The 16,257-nt window shown below is 61.4% G+C and carries 7 protein-coding genes; 4 read left to right on the top strand and 3 right to left on the bottom strand.

The window, feature by feature from the left end; all coding sequences use genetic code 11:
* Positions 1-125: 125 nt before the first annotated feature.
* Positions 126-3,761 (top strand): NosD domain-containing protein, encoded by a 3,636-nt coding sequence (locus tag AC1DXO_RS08285; RefSeq protein ID WP_476977654.1) that lies wholly within the window; start codon positions 126-128, stop codon positions 3,759-3,761.
* A 62-nt stretch (positions 3,762-3,823) separates the two neighbouring features.
* Here the strand turns inward: AC1DXO_RS08285 and AC1DXO_RS08280 are convergent, their stop codons facing one another.
* Positions 3,824-4,666 carry a HAMP domain-containing protein gene (locus AC1DXO_RS08280; protein ID WP_476977653.1) on the bottom strand — a complete coding sequence of 281 codons (843 nt, stop codon included), beginning with the start codon at positions 4,664-4,666 and terminating at the stop codon, positions 3,824-3,826.
* 159 nt (positions 4,667-4,825) lie between these two features.
* Positions 4,826-6,178, bottom strand: coding sequence for an MFS transporter (locus tag AC1DXO_RS08275; protein ID WP_476977652.1), 1,353 nt, complete (start codon positions 6,176-6,178; stop codon positions 4,826-4,828).
* A 249-nt stretch (positions 6,179-6,427) separates the two neighbouring features.
* On the opposite strand from AC1DXO_RS08275, the gene AC1DXO_RS08270 reads away from it, so the two are divergent.
* Positions 6,428-9,145: a hypothetical protein gene (locus tag AC1DXO_RS08270; RefSeq protein WP_476977651.1), complete on the top strand. Its 2,718-nt coding sequence runs from the start codon at positions 6,428-6,430 to the stop codon at positions 9,143-9,145.
* Positions 9,146-9,230: 85 nt separating this feature from the next.
* Entirely contained in the window at positions 9,231-9,842 is a 612-nt protein-coding gene (locus AC1DXO_RS08265) for a hypothetical protein (protein WP_476977650.1), read from the top strand.
* Positions 9,843-9,878: 36 nt separating this feature from the next.
* Here the strand turns inward: AC1DXO_RS08265 and AC1DXO_RS08260 are convergent, their stop codons facing one another.
* On the bottom strand, positions 9,879-11,300 hold the full coding sequence (locus tag AC1DXO_RS08260; RefSeq protein ID WP_476977649.1) for a family 8 glycosyl hydrolase: 1,422 nt from the start codon (positions 11,298-11,300) through the stop codon (positions 9,879-9,881).
* 236 nt (positions 11,301-11,536) lie between these two features.
* Between AC1DXO_RS08260 and AC1DXO_RS08255 the strand changes: the two genes are divergently transcribed.
* A complete protein-coding gene (locus tag AC1DXO_RS08255) occupies positions 11,537-16,219 on the top strand; it encodes a hypothetical protein (RefSeq protein ID WP_476977648.1) in 4,683 nt (1,560 codons plus the stop codon).
* Positions 16,220-16,257: the final 38 nt, after the last annotated feature.

The raw sequence follows: 16,257 nt of genomic DNA, 5'->3' as shown, positions 1-16,257 counted from the left end.
GCGGCTTTGGATAGCGGCTGCAGGGATACCGGCAGATAAGGGGCAGGGTGGTGGACAGGCGGGCCAAGGATATTCGGCGGGATGTGCCCGCCAGGAAACCGTGTCGGAGTGCCTTCCATCGGCTGTTGGCAGTCTTCGCCCCAATCTGCCTCTTCAGCCTCTTCCTGGTCAGCGGGTCGGCCTGCGGCCCGGGCGTTCGCCCCTCCCAGGCCATGCAGGCCGACGCTGCATTGCAGAACCTGGAAAAGCAAGCTTTGGCAAAGGCTGGCCAGCTTTACGCGGAGGCGCTGAAATCCGGCAGCATGACGGAACGGCTTGGCGGTATGGCCGGTGCCTTGGCACTTTACGACCAGTTGATCCTGGCCCATCCCGATATCGCTCGCCAACCGGCCTTCGCCCGGCTTCTTGACGACTATTCCGGCCTGCTGCGGACCTCGGCCGAGGATGAGGCCATGCCGCAGGCGGAGCGGCAGCGACGCCTGACTCTGGCGCGCTTCGTCATGCAGCGCCAACCCGACGTCGGCCTGGCGGCCGACGGCCTGACCCTCGTCGCTCAAAACCAGATGGGTATCGGCGCCCATGACGACGCCACGGAAACCCTCACCTCCGCCTATCAACCCCTTGAAACCTTGGCCCCGGAGCAGCGCGACTGGCGGGTTGCCGACATGGCGGAGTTGTTGGCGCTCGACCGGGGCAGACGAACCATGGCCATGTTGTGGGCGGCGGGCATTCACAATCCGCGTCTGCGCGCGGTGACGACGTCCGCGATCGCCGGCCGGCAATTGCGCGCGGGCGACCTGACGGCGCCTGAACTGATCCCGTTTGCCGGCATGGACTTGGCCGGACTGCGCGCCCATGGCGCCCAGCTTATGACCGCTGCCGGGCAATTGTTCGGTAAGGGTGACTGGAGGGGCGCCGTCACGGCGGCGCTGGCGGCGGACCCGGCGGTTCCAGGACGCGACACCTTCCTGTTGGCCCTGACCGACCGGGCGGCAACCCATGAACAGCGCGACGACGCCGAACTGGCCGCCTTCGGTATCGCGAGGCATGATCTGCAGATCCGGGCGCTATATGTCCTGGCTCTTCGCAACGCCGCCGCAGGACGCCTCACCATTGCCGAAAGGCTGGCCGACAACCTTGCCGGGGACGGTAAGGCGGACAGCGATGGCCGCAGTTCGGCTAATTCCGGCGAGTTGGCCGAGGTCTGGTCGAGAATAGCCCTGGGCTATGCGCAATCGGATATGACGCAGCCCGCCCGTGCGAACATGCAGAAGGCCAGGTCCTTCATGTCGCGCGCCATAACGCCTGCGGCGAAGTCGCGGACTCACTTCAACCTGGCCATGGCCGATATCGAGCTCGACGATTACCCTGCCGCCCTGGGTAATGCCCGCAAGGTGAGCGAGAACGCATCCCGTATCGTGGTCTTGCAGCGCATTGCTGCCGAAGGCCTCAAGACCTCGAACTGGAATGTCGCCGAAAATGCCATTCGCGAGATCCGCAAATACGGCCGTCTGGAAGACGCCGTCATACTCAAGGCCGAGCTTCTGGCGGCACGACGTCGGCCTGTTGTGATTGAGGGCCTGGTCGGACCGCAAATGTCGGTGGCAACGCGCGTCTGGGTATTGGCCTATGCAGCAGACGCCTTCGCAGGTCAGGGGAATGCGACAACGGCGGCTGGCAAGGTGGCGGCGATGGAAAGCCTGCGCCTTCGGGCCCAGACACCGGCTGACCGGCAGCAATCGGCGTGCGCCCTGGTCTTTGCCTACGCCTCGACCGGCCAACTGGACAAGGCCAGGCGCGATTTTCCGATGGCGGCGCTGCAGGACGACGAGCGCTGCCGCCAGGCTGTCAAGCAATTGGCCGTCGGCTATGTGTCCAGCGGGCGCCTCGATCAGGTCGACGAATTGTTGCGCCTGGCGCGCGACGACAAGCAGCGCTCGCAGGTCCTGCCGCGCGTTGTCGATATCCTTACCGAAGGGGGGAATTTCGAACTGGCGGCTGCCTATGCCAAGCAGATACCGTCGTACAAGGCGCGGGTGGCGGCCATGCATAGCCTGGCCATGGCCAGCGCGAAGGCGCTCGACTCATATCAGGTCCTGGATGGCGAACGTCTCAGGCCGGGGCTGTGGAACGGCGAGCCCGAAGTCATCATGCAGTCGACAAGCTTTGTCTTCTACGGCATTGCCAACAGGACGGCGGGCGAAGCACTGCCGTCCCCGCCGCGGCTTGACCGTTATGACCGGCGCCGGGCCGGTGCCGCCATTCCTGTCGCTGGTCCCGGACGCGCCTATGTCATTCCGATGCAATATGACGATTACAATTCGAAGTTCATCTCCCAGGTCAACAACGTCTTTCGCGACATAGGCGAACGTGCCTTTCCGGTTCAGGCCCAGGGCACGCGTTATCCGCGCTATATCAATGTCGATTCCGGCGTCTTCACCCTGGAAAGCCTGTCGCGCCAGTTGGCGGAAACAGGCCATGGCGACCTGCTGGTCAACCAGGGCTCGCGTTATCAATTGAACATTCCGCTGCTGATCGGCCCCGAAGCCACGCTGATCCTGTCGGGCACCGATGCCCGCGAACTACGGATGAACGTCACGACCGGTGTCTTTATCGTCAATGCCGGACATCTGTGGTTCCACGACATCACCGTCGCCGGTTGGGACCCGAAAGCCAATGGCTATGCGACCCTCGACTTCGACTCCAAGCGCCAGTTCCGCCCCTTCATCATCGCCTGGGGCGGTTCGGAGATGAACGCCGATGGCTCGCATTTCCATCATCTCGGCTTCGGCGGCGACAAGGGTTACGGCTTCTCGTATTCTCAGGGGCCGGTGGAGATAGAGGAGGCGCGTCCGGGCGCCCTGCCGCATCCGACTGGCACTGTGGTGGAAAACAGCTTCGAAGATCTCTATTTCGGCTTTTTCACCAATGGGGCCGACGGCGTCGCCCTGGTCGGCAACGAATACAAGAACAATGTCGTCTATGGCATCGATCCGCACGATTACTCGAACGCTCTGATCATTGCCTACAACACCAGTTACGGCGCCATCAAGAAGCACGGTATCATTGGTTCGCGTGAGGTCGACAATTCGTGGATTGTCGGCAATATCGTCTTTGAAAACCACGGTACCGGCATCATGCTGGACCGCGCATCCACCGGCAATGTCGTTTATGCCAATCGCGTATGGAGCAACGGCCATGACGGGATGGCGGTGTATGAAAGCGCCTGCAATATCCTGGCCGCCAATACCAGCTTCGGCAATGCCGGCACCGGCGTTACGGTACGCAACAGCACCGATGTCGGCGTCTTCCGCAACACGCTCAAGACCTTGGACAATCCTGCCATCAACATCTATGTCGGCGATCCGCGCGCCGTGCCGGGCTTTCCGGAACGCGACGTGCAGCGCGATCCCTATACAAAGTTTGTGTCCGTATCGGTCATCGGCAACACACTGGATGCCGGGCCTGGGGGCGGAGTCTCGGCGACGGGCTTCGGTTCGGTGGCTCTGCGCGGCAATCACGTCTTCGGCGCCAACGCCTTCCTGCGCGGCGATGTCGCGACCCTGGCGCCAGCCGTATTGCGTTTCGAGACGGAGGGTGTGGTGGTGCGTTCGACGTGCCCGGCTCGACCGCAGCCCAAGACATGCCCCTTTCGGCAGAGTGGTTATTTGGGCGGCCTTGTCGAAGACCTGCCGGCGGCCGAAGGGCCGGATGGACATTGCGACGGCATTGCCGATATCGACGACGAAGTTGGCGAATAGGGCCTCTGTCGACACGGAGGAACGATAGTTCATTCGGCCGTTCGGAGCGGAACGCCCCCGTCTCAATCCAGCAGAATCTCGCGCAGCTTCATTTCCGCCTGGCGCTCTGCCTCGCGTTGCGCCGTGGCCAGCAGCTCATGTTCGATCCCCCGGTCGCGTAGCACGGCCACGGCGCGCCACACCTCCGATATCTCGTCTGTGCCGCGGGGCTGGGGCAGGGGAATGTCGTGCTCCCCCTTCGAGGTCTTGACGATGGCCATGGCCAGCTCGCGAAGGGGCCGTGTGATGGTTTGTGAAATGATCCACAAGGCGAGGGCCAGCATGACGCCGATCCCGATCAGGGCGGTGACGAAAAAGCTGGCGGCGCGGCGGCGGGTATAGCCGTCGACCGCTGTCCGGGCTGTCGCCAGTTGCGCCCGCGTGGTGGTGACCATGGTTTCAACCTTGTCCTGGAAAGCGATGCGCGTCTGGCGATTGCTCAAACCGAGCTGCTCGGCCTGCTCCGATGCGCCGGCTGCCCCCAACTGCGCCACCTTGCGACGCAGGGCTATGAACTGCGAGGCATCGGACACCAGAGGCTTCAGTCGCACTGCCTCATCGGGCGTGGCATCGCCCTGCCACTCGGTCAGTAGCTGCTCCATGTCGTCAAGGTTTCTGTTCAGGTTGGCGGCGAAGGTCTGGGCCTCGCCGGTGTCGTGCGCGCCATAGATACCGCGCGACTCCATGACGACATTGCTGACCAGGTGATTGAGACGCTCGCCGCGCCATGCATTGTGGTAGGCGTGGTCGAAACGCGCCAGCATCGCGTTGTAGTCGCCGATGGTCATCAACCCCAACGCGGTCACGATCAGGGCCATGACGGCAAAACTGCCGACAAGTGCCAGGATGCGTGTGCGGATCGACATGGGCAAGCTCCCGGTTATGTGTACGCTGCACTTTATCTGAGACCGGAAGTCTAGGCTGGAATTGCTTAAATTTGTGTAGCGTCGCGACCCGGAACCGCACATGAAATAGCCCGGAAACCGTTAGGCTTCCGGGCTATTCATTGAAAGACTAGCGCCCCTCTAGGTCAGGCCGATCGTCTCATTGCGCTTAAGATTCGGGCTCAGGATGTGAACCACGGCAAAGGCGGTCAGGTAAGCCCCGGCGGCAATCATGAAAATGATCGTATAGCTATGGGTCGTATCCAGGATAAAGCCGACGAACTTCGACATGAACATGCCGCCGATGGCGCCACACATGCCGCCGATACCGATGACCGATCCGACCGCTGAACGCGGGAACAGGTCCGACGGCAGGGTGTAGATATTGGCCGAAAACGCCTGATGGGCGGCGGTGGCGATACCGATGACCAGCACGGCGGTCCACAGATCGTGGATCTGTGGCGTCAGCAGGACGGGCAGGGCCAGCAGGGCGAAGACGAACAGCGTGACCTTGCGGGCCACATTGACCGAGGCGCCGCGCTTGATCAGGAAGGACGACAGCCAGCCGCCGGCGACGGAACCGACATCGGACAACAGATACACCGCGACGATCGGCGGGCCGAAGGTCTTGATATCCATGCCGTAATTCTTTTTGAACACGTCAGGCAGCCAGAACAGCCACAGCCACCAGATCGGATCGATCAGGAACTTGGCCAGGGCGAACACCCAGGTTTCCTTGACGAACAGAAGCTTGATCCACGGCACTTTCGCGACATGGTCTGCCGGATCGCTCTGGATCAGTGCCAGTTCGGCGGCCTTGACCTTAGCGTGCTCCGCGGGGCGGCGATAGACGATCCACCACACCACGGCCCATAACAGGCTGACGGCGCCGGTAATGTAAAAGGCGGCGCGCCAGCCAAGGTCCAGGCCTGGCAGGGTAATGCCGTTGCTGCCGAAATTCAGCGTAACGGCGGCGACCGTGATCATCGGTACCACGATGGGTGCGATGATGGCGCCGATATTGGAGCCGGCATTGAAAATACCGGTCGCCAGGGCGCGTTCCTTCTGCGGGAACCATTCGGTCACAGCCTTGATCGAAGACGGGAAGCTGCCGGATTCACCAAGGCCCAGCGCGATCCGCGCCATGGTGAACTGAAGGCCCGTGGTCACCGCGCCGGTCAGGGTATGGGCAACCGTCCACAGCACGAAGGCAACCGTGTAGCCGACCCGGGCTCCGAAACGGTCGAGTATCCGGCCCCAGGCAACATAGCCCAGGGCATAGGCGGCCTGGAACCAGAAGACGATATTGGCGTAGCCTTCCTCGTTCCAGCCGAACTCGGCCGACAGAGGATCCTTCAGCACGCCGATGATCTGGCGGTGAACATAGTTGATAGCGATGGCCGCCAGCAGCAGGCCGCAAATTACCCAACGGTAATTCCCGGCTTTTTGCGCGGCGGCCGATGTGATCGCGTCGCGATCATGGTCCTGCGGCATGTTGAAACCCTGTCCGTGCTTTTTATTATAGCTATCAGGCCTGTTTTCGGCCCGATTGTCCAGCCCGAATAGGCCTCACGGTGACACCGGTGTCAAGTGATGATCGTCCAGCGACAGGAATCTCAGCCGCAGCTGGGCAGTCAAAGTATTCAACAAAACAAGAAAAGTGAATTGCCGATTCTTCAACTTGTCAAGGGATACCAGGCGAGATAAACAATTGAAAAAATCTTAACAGTGTGGGGAAGTTGTATGACATTTGAATATTCAGATTTTTCGGACGTCTCGGATTTTGACCTTGCCGGCGCCGCGAAGCCGCCTGAGGGGGCCTATGCCGAGCTAAATCCCGACGATTTCTACAAGACCGGCGCGCTTTACGCCCTGGACAGCGTCAACCTGGCCAATTTCAGCACGCATTTCCAGTTCACCGTCGGGAACAGTGGCACCGATTCCGGCGCTGATGGCTTTACCTTTGTGCTCAGCGCCGTCAGCGGCGCCATGGGCGGTACGGGCGGCGGGCTTGGCTATGACGGTATGGATCACAGCCTGGCGGTCGAGTTCGACACCTATCCCAATGGCGGCGCCGACCCCAACGACAACCATATCGCCATCGACCTTAATGGCAGCCTGAATTCTGTCGCCGTCAGCACGCCCGTCGACGCGCTCGATAACGGCAAGGTATGGGACGCATGGATCGACTATGTCGACGGCGTCCTGACGGTGCGCTATGCGGACGACGGCATTCGTCCTGAGACCGCCCAACTTGAAACCACGGTTGATCTGGAAAACATCATCGGCGGCCCGACAGCCTATGCCGGCTTTACCGGCAGCACGGGTGGCGCGCGTGAAACCCATAATATTCTGAGCTGGTCCTACGGCTATGATAGCGGTGCTACCCGCACCGAAATTCAGCACACCTCGTTCGATGATACGGCTGGTCTCGGCTTCTTCGGCGCGGCGTCGCGCGTTTTTGCAGATCCGGCCATCCGGCTGACGGGCAGTGACACGGCGTCGTCTGGGGCGTTTTTCACCAAGCAGGCCTATGACGTCACCACTTTCGGCACCCATTTTCAATTCAAGATCAGCGATCCGGTCAATGGCGGAGCGGACGGACTGACCTTTGTCATCAGCGCTGAAAACAACAGCCAGGCCGGTGACGGGCTGGGTTATGGCGGGCTCAGCCACAGCCTGGCGATCGAATTCGACACCTGGTTAAATGCCGAGGCCGGCGATCCGGACGGCAACCATATCGGCATCGATTATAATGGCAACCTGACCTCGGCGGCGACCGTCGACGTGCCTCAGGCCTTTGACGGCGGCGACGTCTGGGACGTCTGGGTCGACTATTCCGGTGGCGTGCTCACCCTGCGCTACGCCACGAACGGCGTGCGTCCGGAAGCCGCGCAACTGAGCCGGACGGTGGATTTAGCCGCGGTCATCGGCTCATCGACGGCCTTCCTGGGCTTTACGGCGGGCACGTCGAGCGCCACGGAAAATCACGATATCCTGTCATGGTCCCTGACCAGTTCCGATCGCACCATCACCCTGGGGACTGATGGCGCCGAAACGCTGGCGGGAACGTCCGATGGCGATATGATCTCAAGCCTGGGCGGTAATGACTCTGTGAGTGCCGGCGACGGCGACGATGTCGTGAACGGCGGCACCGGCGACGACACGCTGGACGGCGGCACCGGCAACGATACCCTGTACGGCAGCGCCGGCGACGACAACTACTCGGTCGACGTGACCGGCGACGCGATTTTCGAAAGCGCCGGCGAGGGGACCGATAGCGTCCTGGCCTCGCTTACCTGGACGCTGGGCGCCAATCTGGAAAACCTGAGCTTAAGCGGCGCGTCCGACATCAATGGTACCGGCAATGCGGGCAATAACCTGTTGAGCGGCAATGGCGGCGCCAATCGCCTGAGCGGCCTGGCCGGCCATGACTGGCTGGACGGCGGGTTGGGGGCCGATAGCCTGATCGGCGGCCTTGGCAACGACACCTATGTCGTCGACAGCGCCAGTGACGTCGTGACCGAAGTGACGGGGCAGGGCACGGACCTGATACTGTCGGCCGTGACATGGACCCTGGCCAATGCGTCGTCGATCGAGACCCTGACCCTGACCGGGATCGATAATATCAATGCCGGCGGCAACAGCTACGCCAATGCGCTCAACGGCAATTTCGGCAACAACACGCTGAACGGCGGATCGGGCGCCGACACTTTGGACGGCGGCACGGGCGACGACGTCTATGTCGTCGAAAACGCCGGCGACCAGGTCGTCGAAGGGCTGAATGCAGGCACGGATACGGTTCAGTCATCCCTGACCTGGGTTCTTGGCGACAATCTCGAGAACCTGACCCTGTCGGGTTCGACCAACATCAACGCCACCGGCAATGCCCTGGTCAATACCCTGGTCGGCAATGCCGGCAACAACCTGCTGACAGGGGGCGGTGGCGCGGATCGGCTGTATGGCCGCGGCGGCAACGACACCTATGTTATCGACACGGCCGGGACGACGGTGTCGGAACTGCTGGGCGGGGTCGACGCCGGCGGTATCGACGAAGTGCGCGCGTCGGTCTCCTATACGATCAAGGACTATATCGAAAACCTGACCCTTACGGGACCAGGCGCCATAAACGGCGTCGGCAACGCGCTGAACAATGTCCTGACCGGTAATGGCGCCAACAACCTGCTGACCGGTGGTGCGGGTAACGACACCCTCCTCGGCGGACTGGGGGCGGATCAGTTCGTCTTCGGCGTCGGTTCGGGCGTCGATAGCGTCAGCGACTTCAGCAAGGCGCAAAACGACCGGATCAATGTCCATCTGCTGTCCAACGGCGTGGTCGGCGGCGCAGGTATCACCCTGACCCAGGTCGGTGGCGATACGGTCATCGATCTGGGCGGCGGCAATACCGTCACCGTCATCGGCGCGCTGAAGGCCGATGTTCAAAGCCATATGGTCTGGTAGGCGGTAGTTTGGTAGGGGGAGGGGCCGGCTTGACCCGGCCCCGATCCTGCCTCAGTATCCTGTAACCGTCTCACAGGAGAGCCACATGGTCCTTGCACTGGCGTTTGCCCTGGCCTCCACCCTGGCCGCCACGCCGTGCAATGCCCCTGAACCGGTCAGCCCGGCCGAGATTGCGTCGGCCACGGGAAGCCTGCCCAGGGCCAATGACAGCTTTATTGTCGCCCGTGTCGCGCCCGAGGACGCACCGCCGGGCCTGCGCCTGTTCGTCCGCGAACAGGGAAGATGGCTGGCCTACGACGCCCTGCAATATACCGGTGAACTCGTCGCCGACAAAAAAGCGCGCGACGGCCGCCATATGGTCTGGGGCTGGCTGACCTCGGAAGGTCCCGGCCAGAGTTTCGACGGCGTTATCTACCGGCCGGGCGCGGCACCCATCTGCACGACGGTCAACTTCTCCTCGGTCACCAACCGCCACGAAGCTACCGGCGAATCCGACTGGCAGATGGAATATCTCAGCCTTGACGACGTCAATATCGACGCCCGCGGCCGCGGCGTGCTGGTCGCTTCGGGCGATCTCGACGTCAACGGCAAGGCGCGGCATGTCGTCTATGAATTCCGCACGCACGACGGCGGCCGTACCTGGAGCTCGCCCATGAGGATCAAAAAGTCCTATCGCCCCGCCGGTATCTATCATTAGGCGACCTTGTCCGGCGACGGGGCCGGACCTGCGGCTCTACATGCCGGCGGTCGTATCCGCCTCGATAATGCGGAACTCGCCGCTGACATGCATCAGGCTCATCAGGTACAGCATGCCGTCGAAATAGCGCTGCTCGCCGGACGGAACCGGCATGTCCCACAGCTCTTGCAGGAAGGCATCGGAGACCGGACCGGGCGTCGCCGCCAGGCTGCCGACGGCCGCCGCCGCGACCATGCCGGCCGAGTGCCGGTTCGACATGGGTTGTCCATCCAGCGTGTAGCGATCGGCAAAGCTATGAATCCCCTGGCTGTTGAGAAATCCCTGCACGCGATCGCTGTGCGCCCGCTGCCGCCCATCCTTGGCCCACCAGCTATAGTCGACCGACCAATTGCTGACCGTCCGCCAGCTGTCATAGCTGAAGGCGCTGGGTTTGCCGTCCCAACCTGGCGAGGGCGTACCGTCATAGTCCGTCCGGTCGGGCGACAAACCGGTCTTTTCGTTGCTCGCCTTGACGAACAGGTCGCGACTATTCTCCGCCGCCCTGGCCCAGAAGGCACGCTCCTCCACCGGTCCCCAGCGCGCCCACAATTCGTAAAAGGCGGGCAGGTGATAGGACGGGTCGGTACCCGGCAGATTGGTCTCAGGCACGAAACGTACCATGGCGTGGGCTTCGTCGACCATCGGCCCGACGGTCACAGGATGTGGCGACCGGTTGGGGCGATAGGGCGGCCACGGCTTGCCGTCCTTCAGGGCCTGAGCCTGGGCCGTGCGGTTGTTGGGGCTGGGCCACGGCGTGTCGGGCTCGACGAACGGCGCGTCGCCAGGATGAACGCGAAACGGCGTCGTGCCGGTGGTGGTCGGGTGATGGCGCATCCCACTCAGGATCTTGTCAGCCTGCGCCTGGTAATTGTAGATGCCTTCGCCATTGCCCCAGCGACGGGCTGCGAAATAGAGCGCCATGACGAAGTATTCTTCACCATCGGGTGCGGCGCTGACCGAACGTGGCGTGCCGTCGGTGCTCATCGACCAGGCGAAATAGCCCTGGGACGGATTGTCCGGATCGGTGTTCAGCATATAGGTCTTCGACCAGTTCCACAGCGCATCGAACTCGCGCTTCTTGCCCAGTTCGACGGCGATCATCATGCCGTAGCTCATGCCTTCGCTGCGTACATCGTTATTGGCCCAGTCGGTGATATAGGCGAGCGGCCCGTCGCCATTGGCGCCGGTCTCGAAATAGAGCCGCTGCTCCTGACCGTCGCCGTGGAAAAGCTGCTGAAAGGCCGTCTCGACCTTTTGCCGCGTCTGCGCCGGATCGCGTCCCAGCCGTTCGACGAACAGATTATGATAGCGGTGGGTGGCGTAGGCGCCGGCACCGTCATGGGTATCAAAAGCAAGGGCCGGGGTGATGAATACCAAGGTAGCGCTAACACTGGCAAGCAGACAGATACGTTTCAGCATGTCCGGGCTCCTTCTTAAGGGGATCGCCGATGTTGCGACCGGCCGCTGCTTCATCGCACGGCCGCTGCCATTGCGGAAGTCTCTACGTCCTCAAAAGGCGTTGGCACACGCTGAGTGACGGTAAAACTCCACCAGTCGGCGAGTGGCCATATTATCGCTTTCGCAGGCTTGTTTCCATGCTAAAGGAAATCTTAACGCCGCAAAAAAGCGGCGTCTGTATACCGGGAAATGCTGCAATGGCGAACAAGATCAAAGACATCAAACTTTCGATTGCTTCGCTGGACGCACGGACAGATATCATCGGCCAGGTCGGACTCGCTACTGCGATTGCGGGCGAGCCGCCGCGTGCCCCGCAGATCGTGGCAACCCTCGCGCCCGCAAAGTCTGGGTTCAGCGCCGTCGCAAAAACTCAGGCGCTCAACTCGGGCATCAATTCCGCAACCGTTGTCGGCGACGGTGGTAATAACCGGCTTTCCAGCGGCTCGGCCAACGACACGCTCTCCGGCCTGGGCGGCAACGACACCCTGGTCGGCGGCGCCGGGACCGATACGATGTTCGGTGGCGCCGGCGATGACATCTACTATGTCGACAATACCGGTGACGTGGTCTCTGAACATACCGTATCTGGCATAGATGATGGCGGCAGCGATATCGTCCGCGCAACCGTCAGCTATACGCTCGACAGCGATATCGAACGCCTGATGCTGGCGGGCGTAGGCAATCTCTCCGGCACCGGTAATGTCCAGGACAATCGTCTCGACGGTAATACCGGTGCCAACCACCTGTACGGCCTAGCCGGCAACGACACACTGACCGGCGGCGCCGGGGCTGACACGATGTTTGGCGGCACCGGAAACGACATCTATTATGTCGACGACAGTGGCGATGTCGTCTCTGAACAGACAGTCTCCGGCACAGATGATGGCGGCAACGATATCGTCCGCTCCACAGCCAGCTATACTATCGGGGCAGGGATCGAACGCCTGATCCTGACTGGTAGCGATGATCTTAGTGGCACCGGCAATGCGCAGGACAACCGTATCGACGGTAATGCCGGCGCCAACCACCTGTATGGCAAGGACGGCGACGACGTCCTGAGCGGCGGCGCCGGGCTTGACACGATGTACGGCGGCGCTGGCGACGACACCTACTACGTCGATAACACAAGCGATGTCGCCTCTGAGCAGACGGTGGGAATCGTGGATGACGGCGGCGCCGATCGTGTTCAGTCCACGGTCAGCTACGCGCTGGGCGCCTATATCGAACGCCTGATCCTCACTGGCTCGGCCGATCTCAACGGCACAGGTAGTGCCCAGGACAATCGTCTCGACGGCAATACCGGCGCCAACCATCTGTATGGCATGGCCGGTAGTGATGTCCTTTCGGGCGGCGTCGGGCTGGATACAATGTATGGTGGCGCGGGCGATGACACCTATTATGTCGATAATACCGGCGATGTCGCGTCGGAACACACAGTTACCGGTGTCGACGACGGCGGCAGCGATCGGGTCCAGGCCTCGGTCAGCTATACACTCAGCGACGATATTGAAAAGCTAGTCCAGACAGGTTCCGCCGCGATCAATGGTACAGGAAACGCCCAGGCCAACACCCTCTACGGAAACACCGGCAGCAACAGCCTGTCCGGCATGGACGGAAACGATACGCTGAGCGGCTTTGCCGGCAATGACACCCTGACCGGCGGTGCGGGCGCCGACAAGTTAATAGTCAATCTGTCCGACAGCGATGCCGCAACGGGTACCGATAGGATTGTCGATCTCGATTTCACGTCGGGCGACACCTTGGGACTCATCGGCTTTCACGGTACGAATACCGGCATCACCAACTACAATCAGTTGGCCAGGTTCCTTGACGGCGCTACGGTGACGCAGGGCAGCACGCCGGGCTCGGCGCAGTTTACCCTGACGGGCGCCAATGGCCATCAGCAGACCATCAACATCAGCGACGTCAGCGGCAATGGCACGGCGCTTCAGCAACTTGAGGCCGCCGTCGGCAGCCTGGCCGAATTGGGCACCGGCCTGTTGCCAGGCAAAACGCTGACCTATGTCGCACGCTTTACCGACAGCAAAGGTAATGTGATCCAGAGCGAAGGCCACAATGGCTGGTTGTCACTCAGTACGTTTGGCGTGGAATCCCATGGCTATGTGTCGCTGGCCTTCGGCGAAGACCGTGCCGGCCTGGCGCTGTTCGACGCCATGACGCATGGAGCCCGGGTCGATCTGGAAGTGGAAGCCTATCAGACCTTGGGCGGCGTGCTGCAACTGGTCGATCAGTATCTATTTACCGGTAGCGAAATTATCACAGATAGCACATATCCGAGCGTATCCAGCTACAATCTCAGCGTCAGTCAATTCGAGCACGACCATTGGGCACGCGACGGCAAGGGCGCCCTGAATGGCCCGACCGAATTCGGCTGGAACTTCGACACCAGCGCGCCGGTCAACCTGACCGACCACGCCAGTTTCCTGACGGACGGCAGTGTTGCCGGCGGCCAGTCCGCCACCCTCAGCTATGTCGTGCGCTTCTTCGACTCGAAAGGCCAACTGGTCGCCACCGAAGGCAGCAACGGCTGGGCTCACATTGACAATTTTGGGCTGAACGTCCTCAATGACCGCGCCTTCAGCTTTAGTTTCAATGACGGCAAGCTGTCAGTTGCTCTTACCTCCGCTTTGGAAACCGATGCGGGGCTGCGCGCCGAGGTCGAGGCCTACAAGACCACGGCGAACGGCATTGTGACGGTCGATGACCTGCTGTTCGACCATGTTCATGTGGCAAACCGCGCCTTCAGCGGGATGCAGGGTGGGTTCGCATCCCTGAGCTTCGGCACAATTCAGGAAACGCACACGACGCTCGACGGCGATAACAAGGTTGTAGCGACCGGCCAATCGGGCTGGAACTTCGAAACCAAGGCCACAGCCACGCTCAGCGACCCTGGCGACTTCACTGACAGCGACACGACCGTCGTAGCACCAGCCGACCATCTGCTGGTCGCGCGCTTCGTCGACACCTCAGGCAATGTCATCAACAGCGAAGGCACGGATGGCTGGATAAGGCTCGAAGAATTTAGTCTCGGCGCCAATCCGGACAATTTTCCTGCGCCCGAATCGCCACTTACAGTCGCGCCGCTTCTCGTCAGCCTGCAACTGACCGGGTCGGATTCCCTGTCGCTCGGGCTTGAAACGCGGCTTGTGAACGACAGCAGCCTCTCGTTCCAGGTCGAATCCCTCGTGCTGGTCAATGGGCAGTACCAGTTGATCGACGAATACCTGTTTGATAGCGCTCGGGTCGTCCTCAGTTCCGCGACCATCGTCGCAGGAGTGGCCAATGCCTTTACCCATACCCATACCACCTATGACGTCAAGGGAACGGTGACCTCGACCGACTTGACAGGGTGGGACCTGAATGCCCGTGAAGCGGTAATCCTGACCGATCCGGCCGATTTCGACCCGCTTACCGAAGAAGCCCCTAGCCATGACGACACCCTGACCTATGTCGTGCGCTTCCTCGACAGCAAGGGTTCCACGGTTCTGGCCAGCGACGCGGGCAGCAGCGGCTGGATCTCGGGCGGTTCTGACTTTTTGCTCAGCAGCAACTCGGGACCAGCGACCATGATGGTCCGCATGGCCGACGACGCCGTGCTGGGGGGGCTCAGCCAGAGCATGATGCAAGGCGGCAACCTGAGAATGGATATCGAGGCCTATCGCTCCACGTCGTCGGGGCTTCAACTCGTCGACGACTACCTGTTCACCAACGTGACGCCGATATCGGTTGAATATGTTGGCGACGGTACATCCGCAGTCCAGCTACGGATTGGCCAGTACACCCACGAACATACCACGTACGATGCCAATGGCGACGCTACGGGCACCGGCAGTACGGGCTGGAATTTCAACACCGACTCCAAGGCGTCGGTGAGCGATGCCGGCGATTACGCCAGTGGCGGGACGCCATCGGTCGCCGTCGAAGCCCCGGTCGCGCTCACCTATTACGCCCGCATTCTCGACGCGAAGGGCACGCCGTACGGCAGCGACGGCGCCAGCGGCTGGATAGCCCTGTCCGCCTTTGATAACGACCAGGATCATTTCACCGCCACGCCCAACGGTTCGTTCGGAATCAAGTTCGGCGATGATCTGGCCAATCTGGCGTTGTTACAGGCGGTGACGACGGGCGATACAACGCTGAAAATCGAAGTGGACGGCTTCGACGGGACCCATCTCGTCGATCAAATGCTGTTCGAACATGTCAGTGTCGACCGTTTCAATGTCGATAGCAACCAGACGACCACGACCTTCAACTACGACAGGTTCCAGGTATCGCACGATACCGAGACCAAGGCAGGGGTTTCAACTTTCGGCTGGGATTTGGGCACGAACTCAGCCACCAGCCTGACCAGTGCCGGCGCTTTCGATACGTCTGTCACCGCAGGTGGGACGGCTCACAACACGACCTACTATGTCCGCCTTGTCGATGAAAACGGCCAGACCATTGCCACTGACAACAACCAGAGCTTCAACCAGATTGCCGCTCTTTCGTTTAACCTCGCTACTGACGACCCGTACCCGTCCGTTGCCATCTCCTTCGGTTCGGATCAGGCCTTCCTGGCGGCCTTCGAAGCCTTGATGGAACAAAACCCGCTCGCCCGCATCGAGATCGAGGGCTATATCAACAGCCCGAACGGGCCGCGCATCATCGACGAGTACCTCTTCGACGGCGTCCACCTGAATTCCCAGTACGAGGCCGGACCCAGTGTCACCGGCGCGCTCGCCTTCACCTTTGAACAGATTCAGTTGGCGCACTATCTGGGCGAGGGGAAGGCATTTCACGCCGAAACCTACGGCTGGGACTATGTCGACGAAGTGCCGGCGACCCTGACGCCACCGCATCCCGACATCTTCTCGTAATCTGAATTCAACGCGCAAAGACATTCGTGCCGTGACAA

Source organism: Asticcacaulis sp. P2_C5, assembly GCF_056404555.1.
This window is presented reverse-complemented; position numbering and strand designations above follow the sequence as displayed.